This is a genomic window from Streptomyces sp. NPDC042201 (assembly GCF_055582185.1).
Genome location: NZ_JBVJDS010000015.1, coordinates 1 through 18,071 on the forward strand (window position 1 = coordinate 1; position 18,071 = coordinate 18,071).

Consider the following 18,071-nt stretch of genomic DNA (forward strand, 5'->3'; position numbering starts at 1 on the left):
CGGCCGGAATAAGGTCGATGGTTCACAGCGTCCTCGCTGTGTTTTCTTCAAAGGAACCTCAACCCACCTTGCGGTAGGTCGGGGTATCAACATATTTGGCGTTGACTTTTGGCACGCTGTTGAGTTCTCAAGGAACGGACGCTTCCTTTGTACTCACCCTCTCGGGCTTTCCTCCGGGCTTCCCTTCGGCATTTCGTGTTTCAAACTCTATCAGGCTTTTTCGCTCTCCCCGACCACCGTTTCGCGGACACGCAAAAGGAGATCGAGTTAATGATCAAGACTTGATAGATGCCGCCGACCCCCGACTCAAAGTCGCGCTGGGGTCAGGCAGGAGTACGACACTACATGCGGTCGGCCGACGCAGGCAAATCCATTCCGGTGCGTCCCCCGATCTGTCAACCGTCAGCTCTCATGCGGAACCGTCACTTCCTATGACTTACCCTTCTGAACAGCACGTCGTCCCCTCACAGGCGGTGACGGCGGACCCGATTTTCTCCGCTCTTGGGAGGCTCCCCATGACCCTCGTGACCGCCCCACTGCCCGGACGCGTCATCGGGCTTGCCGCTGTCCCCGATCCGGTGTTCTCCGGCGCGATGGTGGGGCCCGGCACCGCCATCGATCCGGTGCGGGAGCCGGGCGAGGCCGTGTCTCCGGTCGACGGCGTGGTGGTCTCCCTGCATCCGCACGCCTTCGTCGTCGTCGACTCCGCCGACCACGGCGTACTGACCCACCTGGGCATCGACACCGTGCAACTCAACGGTGAGGGCTTCGAGCTGCTCGTAGAGAAGGGCGACACGGTCGCGCGCGGACAGGCCGTCGTGCGCTGGAACCCCGCTGCCGTCGAAGCGGCCGGCAAGTCCCCTGTCTGTCCGGTCGTGGCGCTCGACGCGTCGGCCGGCTCCCTCGCCGACCTCCGCGAGGACGGCGAGGTGAAGGCCGGCGACTCTCTCTTCGGCTGGCAGTGACGGCGGCGCCGTATCTCAGGGACGGGCACTGAGCGCTCGTCGCACATCCATCGCGGCGACAGGGTCGTCGCACAATCGGAGACGGTGAAATGCAGACAACGCTGCGAGGGGTCGGGGTCAGCCACGGAGTGGCGATCGGCGAAGTCCGTCATATGGGGACCGCGGTACTGGAGCCGCCGGCCAAGCAGATTCCGCCGGAGGAGGCGGAGCGCGAGCAGGGGCGCGCCCGCCAGGCCGTCGACGCGGTGGCGGCCGACCTGATGGCCCGGGGCAATCTGGCCGGCGGCGAGGCGCAGGCGGTGCTCGAGGCGCAGGCGATGATGGCTCAGGATCCTGAGCTGATGGCCGATGTGGACCGGCGGATCGCCGTCGGGAGCACGGCGGAGCGCGGGGTGTACGACGCGTTCGCCTCGTACCGCGCGCTGCTCGCCAATGCCGGTGAGTATCTGGCGGGGCGGGTCGCGGACCTGGACGACGTGCGGAATCGTATCGTCGCCCGGCTGCTGGGCGTTCCGATGCCGGGTGTGCCGGACAGCGACGAGCCGTATGTACTGATCGCGCGCGATCTCGCCCCCGCGGACACGGCGTTGCTCGACCCGGCTCTGGTGCTCGGTTTTGTGACCGAGGAGGGCGGGCCGACGAGCCACAGCGCGATTCTGGCGCGGGCGCTCGGGGTGCCGGCCGTGGTCGCGCTGCCGGGGGCCAAGGAGCTGGCCGAGGGCACCCTGATCGCGGTCGACGGCAGTACCGGTGAGGTCTTTGTCGAGCCGAGCGCCGAGAAGCGGTCGGAGCTCGAGCGGGCGGCCGCCGCGCGGAAGGCCGCGCTGTCCGCTGCCACCGGGCCGGGTGCGACCTCGGACGGTCACAAGGTGCCGCTGCTCGCGAATATCGGCGGACCCGCGGATGTGCCGGCGGCCGTCGAGGCGGGTGCCGAGGGCGTCGGGCTGTTCCGTACCGAGTTCCTGTTCCTGGACGACAGCCGGCAGGCGCCGTCGGAGGAGAAGCAGGTCGAGGCGTACCGCAAGGTGCTCGAGGCGTTCCCCGAGGGCCGGGTGGTCGTGCGGGTGCTGGACGCCGGCGCCGACAAGCCGCTGGACTTCCTGACCCCCGCCGACGAGCCGAACCCGGCGCTCGGTGTGCGTGGTCTGCGGAGTCTGCTGGATCACCCGGATGTGCTGCGGACCCAGCTGACGGCGCTGTCGAAGGCCGTTGCGGGGCTGCCCGTGTATCTGGAGGTCATGGCGCCGATGGTGGCCGACCGTACGGATGCGAAGGCGTTCGCGGACGCGTGCCGTGAGGCGGGGCTGACCGCGAAGGTCGGCGCGATGGTGGAGATTCCGTCCGCCGCTCTGCGGTCCCGGTCGATTCTTCAGGAGGTCGAGTTCCTTTCCTTGGGGACCAACGATCTGGCGCAGTACACCTTCGCCGCCGACCGGCAGGTGGGTGCGGTGTCGCGGCTGCAGGATCCGTGGCAGCCCGCGCTGCTCGATCTGGTGGCGCTGTCGGCCGAGGGCGCCAAGGCCGAGGGCAAGAGCTGTGGTGTGTGTGGTGAGGCTGCCTCCGATCCGCTGCTCGCCTGTGTGCTCACCGGGCTGGGGGTGACGTCGTTGTCGATGGGTGCGGCGTCCATCGCCTATGTGCGGTCGGCCCTGGCGAAGCACACGCTGGCGCAGTGCGAGCGTGCCGCCGCGGCCGCGCGGGCCGCGGACACGGCCGAGGGCGCCAGGGAGGCCGCACAGGCGGTGCTGTCCGGCGAGTGAGCCGGCCGGCCGGATTCCGGCCGGGTTCTGAGGGGGCTTCCCGCCGCACTGTGGCGGGAAGCCCCTTCGGCGTTCAGTGGTGGGTGCCGGTGTCGTCGAGGCCGAGGTCGAAGCCCGCGCGGTACTCCACCCCTGGCTCCGGGGAGAGCGGCTCTCCGGTGTCCGCGTCGGTGCAGTAGGCGCTGAAGACCTCGCCCTCGGTGAGCGGGACGAGGCTGCCGCGGTGGAGGCGCCAGCCGTGCAGCCGGTCCGGTGTGTCGGGTGCTGTCGTACGGAGCACCACTCCCCCGGAGCTCTCCAGGGCGATACCGACGGCGAGCACGCTGACGAATTCGGCGCCTTCGGACGAGTCGAGTTGGCCGGGCTCCCCGTCGGGGCGGTCGGTGTGGAGGACGGCAAGGAGTTGTTCGTCGGCCGCGGGGATGGAGCAGACGAGGTGGTGGGTGCCTCGTTCCGCCACTTCGATCAGTCGGAAGAGGATGTGGGAGGCACGCTCGAAGGCCGCGCGTCCGATGTCCAGTCCGCAGTCGGCGCACGCTCCGAGGTCGGCGAGGAGCGTCGTCGCGTACTCCCAGGTGGCCTTGCGGACCGCGGTGTTGATGAGGAGGGGGACGAGGCTGTCCAGGGACTGGCCGGTGTAGGCGACGGCGGCGCCGCCGGAGGCGATGCGGGCCGTGAAGCGGCTGCGGCTGACCGCGGTGTCGGGGTCGAGCCCGGCGTCTTCGCAGTACTCCGCGAACTCCTCGGGGTCGAAGAGGGCGACGGTGGTGTGCACGCCCTGGGCCGCCAGGGATCTCAGCAGGCCGTCGATCTGCCGCAGATACGTGGCGTGGTCGTCGAAGGTGAAGGTGCGGTAGCACCGCATCGCGGTGAAGTCCCGCTCGTCGGCCAGCAGGCCGACGGTGCTGGGGACTTCGCGGCGCAGTCTGCGCCGCATGGTCCTGGCCGTCCTCTCCTGGCCGGACCTCTCCGCCCGGCCTGCCGGCCGGCTGTGCTCGGTGTGCGCCATGACTCCCCCTGAGCGCTGTCGATAATGACTCACTGACAGTAACCAGGGGGTCTGACAGTCGGCCGTGCGAGCCGTCGGCGGCCGGTGGCGGTCAGGCGGTCAGTGACGTTCGCGGGCGAGGTTCTCGTAGAAACGCAGCAGTTCGAGGTTGTCGACGGATCCCGCGTTGACGGCCTTGTCCAGCGCGGTGCCCTGGAGGAGGCGTTTGACCGGGACTTCGATGCGCTTGCCGGTCAGGGTGTGCGGGACACCGGGGACTTCGATGATCTCGTCCGGGACATGGCGCGGCGAGAGCTGCGTACGGATCGTCTGCTGGATGCGCGTCCGCAGGGCGTCGTCGAGGACGGCCCCCTCGGCGAGATGGACGAAGAGCGGCATCCAGTACCCGCCGTCCGGCTCCTCCAGGCCGATGACGAGGGATTCGCGGATCTCGGGGAGCCGTTCGACGGCTTCGTAGATGTCGGCGGAGCCCATGCGGACGCCCTGGCGGTTCAGGGTGGAGTCGGAGCGGCCGTGGATGACCACCGAGCCACGCTCCGTGATGGTGATCCAGTCGCCGTGGCGCCAGACACCGGGGAACATCTCGAAGTAGCTGTCGCGGTAGCGGCTGCCGTCGGGGTCGTTCCAGAAGCGGATCGGCATGGACGGCATGGGGTTGGTGACGACGAGTTCACCGACCTCGCCGATGACGGGCTTGCCCTGCGGATCCCAGGACTGGAGGTCGGTGCCCAGGCAGGCCGCCTGAAGCTCCCCGATATGGACGGGGAGGGTGGGTACCGCTCCGGCGAAGCAGCTGCAGACGTCCGTGCCGCCGCTGACGGAGGCGATCCACAGGTCCTCCGCGACGTCGTCGTGGAGCCAGCGGAATCCGTCGGGCGGGAGCGGTGATCCGGTGGTGGCGACGCATTTCACGCGGGAGAGGTCATAGTCGCGGCCGGGGTGTGCCTCCGCCTTGCGGCAGGCCATGACGTATGCGGCGGAGGTGCCGAAGACGGTGGCGCGGGTCCGCTCGGCGACCCCCCACTGGGCGTCGATGGCGGGGAAGCCGGGGCTCCCGTCGTACAGCACGATCGTGGTGCCGGTGAGCAGCCCGGAGACGAGGAAGTTCCACATCATCCAGCCGGTGGAGGTGAACCAGAAGAAGCGGTCCTCGGGGCCGAGGTCACAGTGCAGGCCGAGCTGCTTGAAGTGTTCCAGGAGGATGCCGCCCTGGGACTGGACGATGGCCTTGGGCAGGCCGGTGGTTCCCGAGGAGTACAGGACCCACAGGGGGTGGTCGAAGGGGACCTGTTCGAAGACGGGTTCTTCGTCGCCGGGTGTCGCCAGGCCGGCGGTGAGGTCCGACCACGCCAGGGCGCCTTCGGGGGCCGGGGTGCCCAGCAGGGGGATATGGACCACGGCCCGCAGAGTGGGCAGTTCGCGGCGGAGTTCTGCGACGGTCTCGGTGCGGTCGTGTTCCTTGCCGCCGTAGCGGTAGCCATCGACGGTGAACAGCACGACGGGTTCGACCTGCTGGAAGCGGTCCAGGACGCTGCGGGCGCCGAAGTCGGGGGCGCAGGAGGTCCAGACCGCGCCGACGGCCGCGGTGGCGAGCAGCGCGGTGACGGCCTGCGGGATGTTGGGGAGATAGCCGCTGACGCGGTCTCCGGGGCGTACGCCGAGGGCGCGCAGTTCCGCGGCGAGCACGGTCACCTGGCGGCGCAGCTCGGCCCAGCTGACCGGGGTCGGTTCTTGTGTCTCGTCGACATACAGGAGTGCCGGTTCATGGGCGCGGGCCGGGTCTTCGGCGGTGCGCAGGGCGTGTTCCGCGTAGTTGAGGGTGGCGCCGGGGAACCATGCGGCGCCGGGCATGGTGCGGTCGCCCAGGACGCGTTCGTACGGGGTGGAGAACCGTACGTCGAACCAGTCGGCGACGGCGGCCCAGAACGTCTCCAGCTCATCGACGGACCAGCGGTGCAGCGCCGCGTAGCCGCCCTCGGCCGGGGCCCCGTACCGCTCGGCCGCCCAGCTCTGGAAGTGGGTGACGCGGGCGGCCGCGATGCGATCGGGGTCCGGCTGCCAGAGGGGGGCTGGGCTGGCGGCTGCGGTCATGGGGCGGCTCCCGGGCTGGCTCGACGCGTGGTGTGCGCATGTCGCGCGCACGGCGTGGGTGTGCGCGTGACGCGGCTGACAGGGACGATGCCATGTGATCGTCATTCGCACCAGGTTTCGCCACCCATGGTGGACACGGCGGATATGTGCTCTCACCACGGGTGAACGGGAGTTGAACGAAGCCCCGGAAAACGCGGCCGGATGGCAGGCTGATCAGCATGGACGGTCGTGAACTGGTGCGCTCGATAAAAATGGTCGGCTCGGTACAGGGGCTCCGCGCTGTGCGGTCGGCCTGGCGCCAGCGGCGTACGGATGCCAGAGAGGCGACGCCGCGTGGCACGGAGCGGGCCCGGGTGCCGGGTCAGGTCACCGGCGCCGAGCCGCTGCCGGGAGGCGGCACCGTACGGTTCGCGCGGGCCGAGCTACATGTGTGCGTGACGGTGGCCGGCGCCGTCTTCTGGGGGTGGGACGGCGCGGAGCCGCTGCCGTCGTACGCGCTCGCCGGTCTCCCTCCCGAGCCGGACCCGAGGGCCGAACTGGAGCCCGATACGGACGGCGGCTGGCGGGTGGTGTCGGAGCGGGTGACCGTGGCGGTCTCCCGCCACGGCGGTATCGAGGTCCGTACGCCGGGCGGTGTCGTGCTGCGCCGGGAGCTGCCGCCCCGCTGGTGGGACCGGAGCGCGGGCGGTCCGGCGCGCTGGGTGCAGCGGACCGAGGTGGCGGCGGACGCGCGGTTCTTCGGCCTGGGCGGGCGGGCCTCGGGGCCTCGGCTGCGGGACGGTACGTACCGGCTGTGGAACACCGATCCCGGTGGTGGCTTCGGCCCGGCCGACGATCCGCTGTACGTGACGATGCCGGTGCAGCTGGTGGTGGCCGACGCGGGGACGCATCTGGCGTTCCACGACAACTCGTGGGACGGCCGGGTCGTCCTCAGGGAGGGTGAGGAGGGCGCGGGCTCGGGACACGACAGGCCGGGCACCAGCGAACTGCGGATGGACGGCGGGCCGCTGCGCTGCTGGGTGGTGATCGGCACGCCCGCGCGCGTGCTGCACGGCTGGACCGCGCTCACCGGAGCGCCCGTGCCGCCGCCGTCCTGGGCGCTCGGTCCGCAGCACGCGCGCTGGGGCTTCGGCAGCGAGCGGGAGGTGCGGCGGGTCGTCGCGGGGTACCGGGAGCGGAATCTGCCGCTGTCCGCGGTCCATCTCGACATCGACCACTACGACGCGCACCAGGTCTTCACCGTCGACCGTGAGCGCTTCCCCGATCTGCCGGTGCTCGCCAAGGAGCTGCGTGCCGACGGCGTCCGGCTGGTCTCGATCGTCGACCCCGCGGTGAAGGCGGAGCGCGGGAGCGCGGTGTACGACGGTGGCTCCGCGGCCGGTGCGTTCGTCCGGGACGCGCGGGGCCGGGAGGTACGGGGCGTCGTCTGGCCCGGCGAGTGCGTCTATCCCGATTTCACGGATCCGGCGGCGCGTGAGTGGTGGGGCGGACTCTATGAGGAGCGGCTGGCGCAGGGGTTCGCCGGGGTGTGGCACGACATGAACGAGCCGGTGTCCTTCGCCCCGTTCGGTGACACGACGCTGCCCCGGTCGGCCAGGCACCGGCTGGAGGGCAGGGGCGGCGACCACCGCGAGGCCCACAATGTGTACGCGCTCGCCATGGCGCGGGCCGGTTTCGACGGTCTGCGGCGGCTGCGGCCCGACGAGCGTCCTTTCCTCTTCTCACGATCCGGCTGGGCCGGGATGCAGCGGTACGGCGGCACCTGGTCGGGCGATGTGTCGACGGGCTGGCCGGGGCTGCGGGCCTCGCTCTCGCTGGTGCTGGGGATGGGGCTGTGCGGGGTGCCGTACTCCGGGCCCGATGTGGGCGGTTTCGACGGCATTCCGTCGCCCGAGCTGTATCTGCGCTGGTTCCAACTGGGGGCGTATCTGCCGCTGTTCCGTACGCACTCGGCGATCGACGCGGGCCGCAGGGAGCCGTGGGAGTTCGGTCCTCAGGTGCTCGAACACGCGCGGTCGGCGCTCGCCGAACGGGAGCGGCTGCGGCCGTACTTCGTGACGCTGGCTCAGCTGGCCCGGCTCACCGGGGCGCCGTATGTGCGGCCGCTGTGGTGGGGCGCTCCCGAGGACCGGGCGCTGCGCGACTGCGAGGACGCGTTTCTGCTCGGTGACTCGCTGCTGGTCGCGCCGGTGCTGGAACCCGGCACGGACCGGCGGGCGGTGCGTCTGCCGCGCGGGCGGTGGTACGACACGGCCACGGAGCAGGCGTACGAGGGCCCGGGGCAGATACTGCTGGACGCGCCGCCGTCACGTATCCCGGTCCTGGCGCGGGCGGGTGCGGTGGTCCCCGTACAGGCGGAGGACGGCCGTCTTGAACTGGAGGCGTGGGCGCCGGCGGCCGGCCGCACGGGCGGTGGGCTGGTGGTGCGCGACCCGGGCGACGGCTGGCAGCAGGCGGAGGTGGAGCGCTACACCTCACGGCTGGTGGACGGCGAGGTCCTGGTGGAGCGGGTGACGGACGAGGGGACGGCGGAGCCGGCGTGGGCCGTACGGGCGCGGGGCGCGGGTTCCGTACGCCGCGGGCGCGGGTGAGGTGAGGAGAGGAGAGGGATGAGCTCGTCGTGGGCCACGCGGAGCGATGAGCTCCTCGTTAGCCACGCCGGCTCTCCGTCAGGCGCGGTCCCGGCGGTCGTAGCGGCCGGCGAACCAGGACCGTACGGCCTCCGTGTGCAGCGGGAACGCCAGCTCCGCCGGGGCGCGCAGCAGGTGCCAGCCCTCCGTCTCGTCCGTCGGGGCCGAGGGCGGCAGCTGGGCGGCGGGGCGCTCCGGGAGCAGGCCGAAGAGCAGCAGATGGCCGTGGGGCGAGCTGAGGGCGTCGGCGAGCCGTACGTCCTGCCACGCCGCCTCGATACCCGTCTCCTCCCGCAGCTCCCGTACGACCGCGTGCCGCCAGTCCTCGGTGTGGTCGATGAAACCGCCGGGGAGGGCGGTACCGCCGCGCTGGGGTTCGATGGTGCGGGTGATGACGACGAGCGCGGTGCCCTGGTGGTCCGTCACCGGCAGCAGGGCGACGGCGACGGGCAGCGGGTTGCGGTAGGCCGTGGCGCCGCAGGCCGCGCAGGTGCGGGGCCAGCCGGCCGCCGCGGGGTACGGCGTGCCGCAGCTGCCGCAGTGCGAGTTCGTCACGGGTTTCTTCTTGGGCTCCGACACGCGCGGACTGTATCCGATCTCCCTTCCCCGCGGCCGCCGGACCTGATAAACGAAGTGCCCATGACAAGACTTGCGTCCGTACTCCGCGTCCTGGCCGTCTCGGCCGCCGCACTGCTCACTGCCACCGCCACCGCGCCCGCCGCGCAGGCCGGGCCGGAGCCGGCGGCGCCGAAGGAGTTCGTGGCCCTCCGCTCGGTCGCGCCGACGATCATTCAGGAGATGCGCTACGTCACCCCGCACACCTTCATGGGCGAGCCGGTGGACGGCTACCGGCAGCCGGTCTGTATCGTCACCCGGCCCACCGCCGAGGCGCTGCGCCGGGCCCAGGCACGGCTGCTGCGGCAGGGCTACTCACTCAAGATGTACGACTGCTACCGGCCGCAGCGGGCCGTCGATCACTTCGTGCGGTGGGCGAAGGGTCTCCAGGACGAGCGGATGAAGCAGGAGTTCTATCCGCGCGTCGACAAGTCGCGGCTGTTCGCGGACGGTTACATCGCGGAGAAGTCCGGGCACAGCAGGGGCAGCACGGTGGACCTGACCCTCGTGAAGCTGCCCGCTCTGCCGACACGGCCGTACGTCCCCGGCGAGCAGCTCGCTCCCTGCTACGGCCCGAAGGCCGAGCGGTTCCCCGACAACTCCGTGGACATGGGCACCGGCTACGACTGTTTCGACACGCTCGCGCACACCGACGATCCGCGTGTCCAGGGCGCGCAGCGCGCGAACCGGCAGCTGCTGAAGGGGACGCTGGCCGAGGCCGGGTTCACCAACCTGCCCGAGGAGTGGTGGCACTTCACCTACAAGCCGGAGACCTTCCCGGACAGCTACTTCGACTTCCCGGTCGCATGGGGCTCGGTCATCGGGCACTGACATCTGTTTGCGGTTCCTGTCCGAGCCATTACGGTGCCCTTATGGCGCAGGAGACACGTGAGCAGCAGACGTTTGATTCGTACGAGGAATTCTGGCCCTACTACGTCGCCATGCATTCGAGAGCGGCGACCCGCTGGGTCCATCTGACCGGGACGCTCACGGGGCTCGCGATCAGCGTCTACGGCCTGGCGCGCGGACGGAAGCGGTATGCGGCGGCACTGCCGCTGATCGGCTACGGGACGGCCTGGCCCGCGCACTTCTTCATCGAGAAGAACAATCCGGCCTCGTTCGGGCATCCGGCCTGGTCGCTGCGCGGCGATGTGCAGATGATCCGGATGATGCTGGCGGGCCGCGACGGGGAGCTGGCGGAGATCGCCGCCGAGTGGCTCGCCGAGCACCGCTGACCTTCCCGGGCCCCGTCCGAGCGCCTTACGTTCCGTCCGAGCGTGTCAAGTACTGCCCTGAACTGGGCTTGCTGTCACCGGTCTTGACGACCCGTCAAGGCCGGTGAACACTGCCATTCCGCCGACATCAGCGCACGTCGGCACGCTCACCACGCTCGTCACGGAGATCCGGGGCCTGCGGCCCCGGCCTGGGCCTAGGAGCCGCCTTGAGCAATGGGGACATATTCGTCGGTGAGGTCATCGGGACCGCGATACTCATCCTCTTCGGCGCGGGGGTCTGCGCCGCGGTCACTCTGCATCACTCCAAGGCCAGAGCCGCCGGCTGGGTGGTCATCGCCTTCGGCTGGGGCTTCGGGGTGCTGGCGGGGGCGTACACCGCGGCGCCGCTGTCGGGCGGCCATCTGAACCCGGCCGTGACCGTGGGGATCGCCGTCGACACCGGCGCGTGGGACAAGGTCCCGCTCTACATCCTCGGGCAGATGACCGGCGCGATCATCGGCGCGGTGCTCTGCTGGCTCGCGTACTACGCGCAGTTCCGCGCGAACGCCGACCCCGGCGTGGCGCAGCCGACCCTCGGAATCTTCTCCACCGCGCCGGAGATCCGCAGTCCGGTGGCGAACGTGCTCACCGAGGTGATCGCCACGGCCGCTCTGGTGCTGCCGATCCTGGCCTTCGGGAAGAACGCGGGCATCGGCATCGGTGAAATCCCCGGCAGTGCCGGTGTGTACGGCTCCGGCATCTCGGTCCTGCTGGTCTCCCTGCTGGTCGTGGGGATCGGTCTCTCGCTCGGCGGACCCACCGGCTATGCCATCAACCCGGCCAGGGACCTGGGCCCGCGCATCGTGCACGCGCTGCTGCCGATCCCCAACAAGGGCGGTTCCGACTGGGCTTACGCCTGGGTGCCGGTGGCCGGGCCGCTCGTCGGCGGGGTCCTCGCCGGGATCGTCTTCAACGCCGCCTTCTGACCAGACCGGTCGCCAGACTGACCGTCAGACCGATCGCCGGACCGATCAAGGGGACGTCATGACAGACAAGTTCGTCGCCGCAATCGATCAGGGAACCACATCGAGCCGCTGCATCATCTTCGGTCACGACGGCGCGATCGTCGCCGTCGACCAGCGGGAACACCGCCAGATCTTCCCCAGGCCGGGCTGGGTGGAGCACGACGCCACCGAGATCTGGGCCAAGGTCCAGGCCGTGGTGGCGGGCGCGCTCGCCAAGGCGGGCCTGCGGGCCGACCAGCTCAGCGCGCTGGGCATCACCAACCAGCGTGAGACGACCGTCCTGTGGGACCGGGCGACCGGCAGGCCGGTGCACAACGCGATCGTCTGGCAGGACACCCGTACCTCCGCGCTCTGCCACGAGCTGGGCGGCACGGACGGCCAGGACCGGTTCCGTGACGCCACGGGGCTGCCGCTCGCCAGCTACTTCTCCGGGCCCAAGGTGGCCTGGCTGCTGGACAACGTCCCCGGTCTGCGCCGCCGGGCCGAGCGCGGTGAGATCGCCTTCGGCACGCTCGACTCCTGGCTGATCTGGAACCTCACGGGCGGGACGGACGGCGGGGTGCATGTCACGGACGTGACCAACGCGTCCCGCACCATGCTGATGAACCTGGAGACCCTTCAGTGGGACCGCTCGATCCTCGCGGCGATGAATGTGCCGGAGGCCGTGCTGCCGGAGATCAGGTCCTCGGCGGAGGTGTACGGGACGGCCGTGGGCCGGCTCGCCGGGGTGCCGGTGGCCTCCGCGCTCGGCGACCAGCAGGCCGCGATCTTCGGCCAGGCCTGTTACGACACGGGGACCGCCAAGAACACGTACGGGACGGGCAGCTTCCTGCTGCTCAACACCGGTGAGCGGCCGGTGCCGTCGAAGAGCGGGCTCATCACCACCGTCGGCTACAAGATCGGTGGGGAGGCGCCCGTCTACTGTCTGGAGGGGTCGATCGCGATCACCGGCGCCCTGGTGCAGTGGTTCCGGGACCAGCTCGGCCTCATCCGCTCCGCCGGCGAGATCGAGACGCTCGCGGCGAGCGTGGACGACAACGGCGGGGCGTACATCGTGCCGGCCTTCTCCGGGCTGTTCGCCCCGTACTGGCGCTCGGACGCGCGCGGCGTGATCACCGGTCTGACCGGCTATGTCACCAAGGCGCATCTGGCCCGCGCGGTGCTGGAGGCGACCAGCTGGCAGACGCGCGAGGTGGTGGACGCGATGTACCAGGACTCGGGGGTGCGGATCAGCACGCTCAAGGTGGACGGCGGGATGACCGCCAACAATCTGCTGATGCAGCATCAGGCGGATGTGCTGGGGGTGCCGGTGATCCGGCCGAAGGTCTCGGAGACGACCTGTCTGGGCGCGGCGTACGCGGCGGGGCTCGCGACCGGGGTCTGGTCGGACCTGGACGAGCTGAAGGCGCACTGGAAGCGCGATGTCGAGTGGTCGCCGCGGATGGCGGCGGAGGTGCGCGAGCGTGAGTACGGCAACTGGCGCAAGGCGGTGGAGCGCAGCTTCGGCTGGCACGAGGAGGACGCCCGCTGAGAGCCTGTCGGGTGACCTTCGATCGCCCGATCAGAGGTCACCCGACAGGCTCCCAGCCGTCACCGGGGCCGCCGCGCGGGCGGCCCCGGAGATCCACGGCCCGTATCCCCGACGGCGCGGGGGTGCGGGCCGTGCTCCGTGCGTTCGGCGGTGGTACCGGCTCAGGTCGTCGCGTGTTCGCGTTGGCGCGCCGCGCGGTTCATGGCGTGCTCGACGACCGACACCAGTACCTCCTTGACGGACTCGCGCTCGCGCGCGTCGCACATCACCAGCGGCACCTCGGGGTCGAGGTCGAGCGCCGAGCGCACGGTCTCGCCGGGGAAGCGGTCGGCGCCCTCGAAGCAGTTGACGGCGACCGTGAACGGGATGCCGCGCCGCTCGAAGTAGTCGACGGCGGCGAAGGAGTCCGCGAGGCGCCGGGTGTCGGCCAGCACGACCGCGCCCAGGGCGCCCTGGGCCAGCTCGTCCCAGAGAAACCAGAAGCGGTCCTGGCCCGGGGTGCCGAAGACGTACAGCACCAGGTCCTCGCGGAGGGTGATCCGGCCGAAGTCCATGGCGACCGTGGTGGTGGTCTTGCCCTCGACCCCGTCGACGTCGTCGACGGGCCGGCCCGCCTCGCTCAGCACTTCCTCGGTACGGAGCGGTTTGATCTCGCTGACCGCGCCCACCAGGGTGGTCTTGCCCACCCCGAAGCCGCCCGCGACGAGAATCTTCAGCGTTACCGGACCGACCGGACGCTGCCTGTGGCTAGAGCGCCCGAAGACCATTGATCACCTCGCGGAGAATGTTCACGTCCGGCAGCTCGGCCGGCGGAACGGGACGGGTTACGTGCACCATCTCGTCCTCGACGAGATCGCCGACCAGGACCCGGACCACCCCGACGGGGAGGTCGAGGCCGGCGGCGAGCTCGGCGATCGACTGCGGTGTCTCACAACAGCGTTCGACGATCTCCACATGCTCGGGGGAGAGCGTCTGGTCCCGGCCGGGGTCATCGGCCGCCGGTTCGGGGACGACGACCGCGATCAGGTCGAGCCGGTGGCGGGTCGCGCTGCTGGTGCGGCCGCGCGTCATCGCGTACGGGCGTACCACCGGTCCGGCTTCGCCGTCGAACCAGTGCTGCTGTTCCTGATCTGCGTCACTCATGCCGGTCCATCACCCTCCGGCGGGCAGACCGGTCCGTGGCGCCGTGCCGAGATGGGCGCCGACCCGCTTGACCATGAGCGTCATCTCGTAGGCGACCTGGCCGACGTCGGAGTCCGCGTCGGAGAGCACGGCCAGACAGCTGCCGTCCCCCGCCGCGGTGACGAAGAGGAATGCCTCGTCGAGTTCCACGACGGTCTGCCGGACCATGCCCGCCTCGAAGTGGCGGCCCACGCCCTTGGCCAGGCTGTGGAATCCGGAGGCGACGGCCGCGAGGTGCTCGCCGTCCTCACGCGTGAGGTCCTTGGACGTACCGGTGGCGAGGCCGTCACCGGAGAGGACCACTGCCTTACGGATGCTGGCGACCCGCTCGACGAGCTCGTCCAGGAGCCAGTTGAGCTCTCCCGCGCCGTTGGGGTCGGTGAAGTTGCGTGCTGCGGCGTTCGGTGCGGTCATCGACCGTCCCCCTCCGATGTGGTTCCTTGTGTCTCGCCGGGGCCGGTGGTGTCCTCGGCATCGTTCTGCCGACGACCGCGCTGCCAGCCCCGCTGGAGCGAAGCCATGCGGCTGCGCACTTCGTCCGCGTCCCGCTCGGTGTCCTGGCCCGCGGCGGGCGCCGGGGCGGTGGTGGCGGGGCCCTGGTCCGCGTCCCTCAACTGGGGGGCGAGGCTGGCCTGCCTGACCCGGCGGGGCAGTCCGCCGAACGCGGCCTCGGCCACGTCGGGCGGCAGCTGGTCCCGCACCTGGGCCGCTCCGCCGGGAGGCGCCCCGTCGGACGGCGGTTCTGACGCCGGGTGGGCACGGCCCTGTTCGTCCACCCGCCGGCCGCGGTCCGCGACCAGGGTCGGGGGCTTGCGCCGGGGCAGCCTGCCGGGGTCACCGGGACGGCCCGGCCCGGCGTCCGGGGCCTGCTGATGCTGGTCGTACCGGCCGCGCGCGTCCTGGACGGCGCGGCCGTCACGCCGGTCACGGGCGGTACGGCCGGTCTCCCGCGGGTCGCGGGCGGCGTCGCGCAGGTGTTCCCGGGCGCGGAAGATGCCTCCGCGCTCGCTCTCCGTGTCCTCGATGTCGGCGACACCGTCACCTCCGCCGAGGGCCGGCCCGCTCTGCCTGCCGCGAGCGCCGACCGGGGGTTCGAGCTCGACCGGGCCGTCGAGCGCGGACGGGCCGCTGCCCAGTCCGGCGGGGACCTGGGCCAGCGCGGTCAGCTTGCCGCCGCCCTCGGCGCGGCCGCGGCCGCGCTCCAGGGCGCTCTTGCGGTCGAGCCGGAAGCCGGTGCCCTCGGTCTCGGGGGCGTCGGTGAGCAGCGCGACCGGCAGGAAGACGATCGCGGTGGTCCCGCCGTACGGGGAGGGCTGGAGCGAGACGCGTACGTTCTGCCGCTGGGCGAGCCGGCTGACCACGAACAGTCCGAGCCGGTCGGTGTCGGACAGCTCGAACTCGGGGGTCTCGGCGAGCCGCAGGTTGGCGTCGAGGAGCACTTCGGGGGCCATGCCGAGACCTCGGTCGTGGATCTCCAGGGTGAAGCCGTTGGCGACCCGCTCGCCGTGCACCTGTACCGCGGTGTGCGGGGGCGAGAACACCGTGGCGTTCTCCAGGAGTTCGGCGATGAGATGGGTGAGGTCGGCGACGGCCGGGCCGCCGACGCCGATCCGCGGCAGCCTGCGGACCTCGATGCGCTCGTAGTCCTCGACCTCGGCGACGGCGGCGCGTACGACGTCCATCAGCTGGACCGGCTTGCGCCACTGCCGGGACGGCGCGGCTCCGGAGAGGATCACCAGGCCCTCGGCGTGCCGCCGCATACGCGTGGTCAGGTGGTCGAGACGGAAGAGGTCGGCGAGTTCCTCGGTGTCCTCCGTACGGCGCTCCATGGTGTCGAGGAGCGTCAGCTGACGGTGGAGCAGGACCTGATTGCGGCGGGCGAGGTTGACGAACACCTCGGAGACCCCGCGCCTCAGGTCGGCCTGTTTCACGGCTGCCTCGACCGCCGCGCGCTGGAGTGTGTTGAGCGCCTGGCCGACCTGGCCGACCTCGTCCTTCTCGTAGTCGAGCCGTGGGGCCTCGGTCTCCACGTCGACCTGCTCGCCGGCGGCGAGGCGGCGCATGACGCTGGGGAGGCGCACACCGGAGACCTCGTGGGCCTCCTTGCGCAGCTGGGACAGGTCGCGGATCAGGTCGCGTCCGACGCGTACGGAAATGATGATGGAGGCGAGGAGCGCGGCGAAGCCGAGCACGCCCGCGACGCCGACGCGGAGGAACACGTCGCGGCGGACCGGGTCCACATGCTGCTGGTAGAGCGTCTCGGCGCGTGCGCTCTGGCGCGTCAGGTCCGCCAGGACCGGGGCGGTCATCTCCTGCCAGCGCACCGCGTCGATCGTCTTCGGGTCCTTGACGGCGCCCGCCGCGATGAGGCGGTCCTCGGTGCTGCGCAGGGACAGCGCGGCCGGGGTACGCCAGTACTGCTCCAGTGTCGCGCGGTCCGCGGCGGGCAGGTCGGACAGGTTGGTCTGGTAGAGCAGCGTCCGGTTGGCGACCAGGTCGGAGACGGCGCGGATCTCGTCCGTGGTGAACCTGCGCGCGACCAGCGAGGACGCGATCAGCGCGTCCTCACGGGAGAACATCTCGTTGGCGCGGGCGAGTCCGGTCAGCGAGCGGCCCCAGTTGTCCAGGTCCTCCTGCCGGTGCAGGGTCTCCAGGAAACTGTGGCTGGGATCCACGAGCCGGTTGTAGGAGGACAGCGCCTGTGCGCGGGTCACGGCGTGCTCGTCCACGGAGCGGCGCAGCGACCTGAGGTTGTCCAGGGCCTCGACGAGCGAGGTGAGCGTCTGGGCCGTGGCGGGGTCCAGCCGGCCCCGGACGCCGGACCCGGCGTTCGTCGTGACCAGGGTCACGGCCAGGTCGGTGGCGGTACGCAGGTCCCGGAGCCCACTCAGGGAACCGGTGTCCCTGGGGTCGGCCAGATAGATGAGCGTCTGACGGCGCTCGTTCTGGAGGTCGTGGACCATCTCCTCGATGGGGGTGCCCACCTTGGTGACGACCCGGCTGACATCGAGGAGCTGGAGGGCTTCACGGCCGGTCAGTGTGGTGGCGAAACCCCAGAGGGCGGTGAGCGAGAGGAGCGGCACGAGCAGCAGTGCCACGATCTTCCGGCGGATGGATTTCCCGCGAAAGCGCATGGCCTCCCCCAGCTCGATCCCCGCCCGGTGCGGAGATACTCCGTCAACAAACGGCGCGAGCCTACTACTGCGACAGCGGCAACTCGAAGGCACGTCCGGATGTTTTTCAGCCGCCCCCCGGCGCCTTGATCATGAGTTGTCCCGGTATTCAACGAGATGACTTCGGCCACGGTGACGCACACCACCAGGCAGGACGGTGTCTCACTCGTTCAAACGGATGGCTGGATCCATTCGATCGCGGAATGCCCCGGGAATCTTCCCGCGCGGCTGTTCGTCCTTGTGTGCGGGGATCAGGGGGAAGTTGGGAGCACTGCGGGCGGTTCGCCTCTCACGTTCGGTGCCCTGGCCGGCGTGAAGCGACCGAAACCGGGCAGTCACCCCTGAGACGGACAGTGGTGGGGAGTGACGGTCCATGGAGACGGATGAGCGGCGTGACGCCGCGTCGGCGGGCGGGCTCGCGGGAGGTTACCGGGAGCTCTGGGTCGAGGAGCCCGCGGTGCGGTATCGCATGCCGGATCCGGTCAGAAAGGCCGCCGTCCGGGCGGTGATCATAGCGGCGGTGACGCTGATTCAGGCCATGATTGCGTTCCTCAGTACGCTCGCCGGCTCCTGGCTGGCGTTTCCCATGGTGCTCAGCAGCGTGGCGTCCACGGTGGGGGCGACCTGGGGCGTGCTGGACGTATGGGTGACGCGCCAGGTGTGGAACCAGCGGCACGGAGTGGTGTCCGTTCCCAGCAGTACGGCGCGGCAGTTGCGCCGGGAGCGGCGCAGGGCCCGGCGAGCGGCGCGGAGCGCGGGACGGAGCGCGCGGCAGGACGGAGCGCGGATACGACGCCGGGGGACGAACAGGCTCAGCGAGGCGTAGGGCGTGAGGCGGACCGGAGGCGGTGGTGCGCTCCGGTCCACCCGCTCCGT

At 70.9% G+C, this 18,071-nt stretch carries 15 protein-coding genes; 8 read left to right on the top strand and 7 right to left on the bottom strand.

All coding sequences use genetic code 11. The features are described 5' to 3' along the window. The first annotated feature begins 515 nt into the window (after positions 1 to 515). Together ACZ6MZ_RS29580 and ptsP are read left to right on the top strand one after the other, a co-directional pair. Positions 516 to 965, top strand: coding sequence for a PTS sugar transporter subunit IIA (locus ACZ6MZ_RS29580; RefSeq protein WP_389792765.1), 450 nt, complete (start codon positions 516 to 518; stop codon positions 963 to 965). An 89-nt stretch (positions 966 to 1,054) separates the two neighbouring features. Further along, positions 1,055 to 2,725 (top strand): phosphoenolpyruvate--protein phosphotransferase, encoded by a 1,671-nt coding sequence (gene ptsP, locus ACZ6MZ_RS29585; RefSeq protein ID WP_389792767.1) that lies wholly within the window; start codon positions 1,055 to 1,057, stop codon positions 2,723 to 2,725. Positions 2,726 to 2,798: 73 nt separating this feature from the next. On the opposite strand, the gene ACZ6MZ_RS29590 is transcribed toward ptsP, so the two are convergent. Both ACZ6MZ_RS29590 and ACZ6MZ_RS29595 read right to left on the bottom strand, forming a co-directional pair. Next, complete coding sequence (locus ACZ6MZ_RS29590; RefSeq protein WP_469355416.1) at positions 2,799 to 3,734, bottom strand: hypothetical protein; 936 nt, start codon at positions 3,732 to 3,734, stop codon at positions 2,799 to 2,801. Positions 3,735 to 3,833: 99 nt separating this feature from the next. Then, complete coding sequence (locus ACZ6MZ_RS29595; protein WP_469355418.1) at positions 3,834 to 5,825, bottom strand: acetoacetate--CoA ligase; 1,992 nt, start codon at positions 5,823 to 5,825, stop codon at positions 3,834 to 3,836. A 218-nt stretch (positions 5,826 to 6,043) separates the two neighbouring features. Between ACZ6MZ_RS29595 and ACZ6MZ_RS29600 the strand changes: the two genes are divergently transcribed. Continuing rightward, positions 6,044 to 8,416: a glycoside hydrolase family 31 protein gene (locus ACZ6MZ_RS29600; RefSeq protein ID WP_469355419.1), complete on the top strand. Its 2,373-nt coding sequence runs from the start codon at positions 6,044 to 6,046 to the stop codon at positions 8,414 to 8,416. A 78-nt stretch (positions 8,417 to 8,494) separates the two neighbouring features. Here ACZ6MZ_RS29600 and ACZ6MZ_RS29605 read toward each other — a convergent pair whose 3' ends face one another. Then, positions 8,495 to 9,034 carry an NUDIX domain-containing protein gene (locus ACZ6MZ_RS29605; protein WP_469355421.1) on the bottom strand — a complete coding sequence of 180 codons (540 nt, stop codon included), beginning with the start codon at positions 9,032 to 9,034 and terminating at the stop codon, positions 8,495 to 8,497. 60 nt (positions 9,035 to 9,094) lie between these two features. Between ACZ6MZ_RS29605 and ACZ6MZ_RS29610 the strand changes: the two genes are divergently transcribed. The 4 genes from ACZ6MZ_RS29610 (at position 9,095) to glpK (ending at position 12,840) form a co-directional block, all read left to right on the top strand. Beyond that, positions 9,095 to 9,901, top strand: coding sequence for a M15 family metallopeptidase (locus ACZ6MZ_RS29610; RefSeq protein ID WP_469355423.1), 807 nt, complete (start codon positions 9,095 to 9,097; stop codon positions 9,899 to 9,901). A gap of 41 nt (positions 9,902 to 9,942) precedes the next feature. Further along, positions 9,943 to 10,305, top strand: coding sequence for an Mpo1-like protein (locus tag ACZ6MZ_RS29615; RefSeq protein WP_384330347.1), 363 nt, complete (start codon positions 9,943 to 9,945; stop codon positions 10,303 to 10,305). Between the two features lie 206 nt (positions 10,306 to 10,511). Then, positions 10,512 to 11,270 carry an MIP/aquaporin family protein gene (locus ACZ6MZ_RS29620; RefSeq protein ID WP_384188769.1) on the top strand — a complete coding sequence of 253 codons (759 nt, stop codon included), beginning with the start codon at positions 10,512 to 10,514 and terminating at the stop codon, positions 11,268 to 11,270. A 58-nt stretch (positions 11,271 to 11,328) separates the two neighbouring features. Further along, complete coding sequence (gene glpK / locus ACZ6MZ_RS29625) at positions 11,329 to 12,840, top strand: glycerol kinase GlpK (protein ID WP_389792779.1); 1,512 nt, start codon at positions 11,329 to 11,331, stop codon at positions 12,838 to 12,840. A 161-nt stretch (positions 12,841 to 13,001) separates the two neighbouring features. Here the strand turns inward: glpK and ACZ6MZ_RS29630 are convergent, their stop codons facing one another. The 4 genes from ACZ6MZ_RS29630 to ACZ6MZ_RS29645 are packed head-to-tail and all read right to left on the bottom strand — an operon-like array spanning position 13,002 to position 17,156. After that, positions 13,002 to 13,607: a GTP-binding protein gene (locus ACZ6MZ_RS29630; RefSeq protein ID WP_384188765.1), complete on the bottom strand. Its 606-nt coding sequence runs from the start codon at positions 13,605 to 13,607 to the stop codon at positions 13,002 to 13,004. Beyond that, positions 13,588 to 13,983 (bottom strand): DUF742 domain-containing protein, encoded by a 396-nt coding sequence (locus ACZ6MZ_RS29635; RefSeq protein WP_386878822.1) that lies wholly within the window; start codon positions 13,981 to 13,983, stop codon positions 13,588 to 13,590. Before ACZ6MZ_RS29635 ends, ACZ6MZ_RS29630 begins: the two co-directional genes overlap by 20 nt. 9 nt (positions 13,984 to 13,992) lie before the next feature. Then, a complete protein-coding gene (locus tag ACZ6MZ_RS29640) occupies positions 13,993 to 14,436 on the bottom strand; it encodes a roadblock/LC7 domain-containing protein (protein WP_389792782.1) in 444 nt (147 codons plus the stop codon). After that, positions 14,433 to 17,156, bottom strand: a complete 2,724-nt coding sequence (locus ACZ6MZ_RS29645) for a nitrate- and nitrite sensing domain-containing protein (protein WP_469355426.1) — start codon at positions 17,154 to 17,156, stop codon at positions 14,433 to 14,435. Before ACZ6MZ_RS29645 ends, ACZ6MZ_RS29640 begins: the two co-directional genes overlap by 4 nt. A 412-nt stretch (positions 17,157 to 17,568) precedes the next feature. Here ACZ6MZ_RS29645 and ACZ6MZ_RS29650 point away from each other — a divergent pair, with 412 nt between their 5' ends. Continuing rightward, entirely contained in the window at positions 17,569 to 18,021 is a 453-nt protein-coding gene (locus tag ACZ6MZ_RS29650) for a hypothetical protein (protein ID WP_384188758.1), read from the top strand. The last annotated feature ends 50 nt before the right edge of the window (positions 18,022 to 18,071 follow it).

Bases quoted from the DNA above. Each gene is read 5' to 3' on its own strand.
- ptsP (WP_389792767.1), top strand. From the start codon at position 1,055: ATGCAGACAACGCTGCGAGGGGTCGGGGTCAGCCACGGAGTGGCGATC.
- ACZ6MZ_RS29610 (WP_469355423.1), top strand. From the start codon at position 9,095: ATGACAAGACTTGCGTCCGTACTCCGCGTCCTGGCCGTCTCGGCCGCC.
- ACZ6MZ_RS29615 (WP_384330347.1), top strand. From the start codon at position 9,943: ATGGCGCAGGAGACACGTGAGCAGCAGACGTTTGATTCGTACGAGGAA.
- ACZ6MZ_RS29645 (WP_469355426.1), bottom strand. From the start codon at position 17,156: ATGCGCTTTCGCGGGAAATCCATCCGCCGGAAGATCGTGGCACTGCTG.
- ACZ6MZ_RS29580 (WP_389792765.1), top strand. From the start codon at position 516: ATGACCCTCGTGACCGCCCCACTGCCCGGACGCGTCATCGGGCTTGCC.
- ACZ6MZ_RS29635 (WP_386878822.1), bottom strand. From the start codon at position 13,983: ATGAGTGACGCAGATCAGGAACAGCAGCACTGGTTCGACGGCGAAGCC.
- ACZ6MZ_RS29630 (WP_384188765.1), bottom strand. From the start codon at position 13,607: ATGGTCTTCGGGCGCTCTAGCCACAGGCAGCGTCCGGTCGGTCCGGTA.
- ACZ6MZ_RS29600 (WP_469355419.1), top strand. From the start codon at position 6,044: ATGGACGGTCGTGAACTGGTGCGCTCGATAAAAATGGTCGGCTCGGTA.
- ACZ6MZ_RS29590 (WP_469355416.1), bottom strand. From the start codon at position 3,734: ATGGCGCACACCGAGCACAGCCGGCCGGCAGGCCGGGCGGAGAGGTCC.
- glpK (WP_389792779.1), top strand. From the start codon at position 11,329: ATGACAGACAAGTTCGTCGCCGCAATCGATCAGGGAACCACATCGAGC.
- ACZ6MZ_RS29595 (WP_469355418.1), bottom strand. From the start codon at position 5,825: ATGACCGCAGCCGCCAGCCCAGCCCCCCTCTGGCAGCCGGACCCCGAT.
- ACZ6MZ_RS29640 (WP_389792782.1), bottom strand. From the start codon at position 14,436: ATGACCGCACCGAACGCCGCAGCACGCAACTTCACCGACCCCAACGGC.
- ACZ6MZ_RS29650 (WP_384188758.1), top strand. From the start codon at position 17,569: ATGGAGACGGATGAGCGGCGTGACGCCGCGTCGGCGGGCGGGCTCGCG.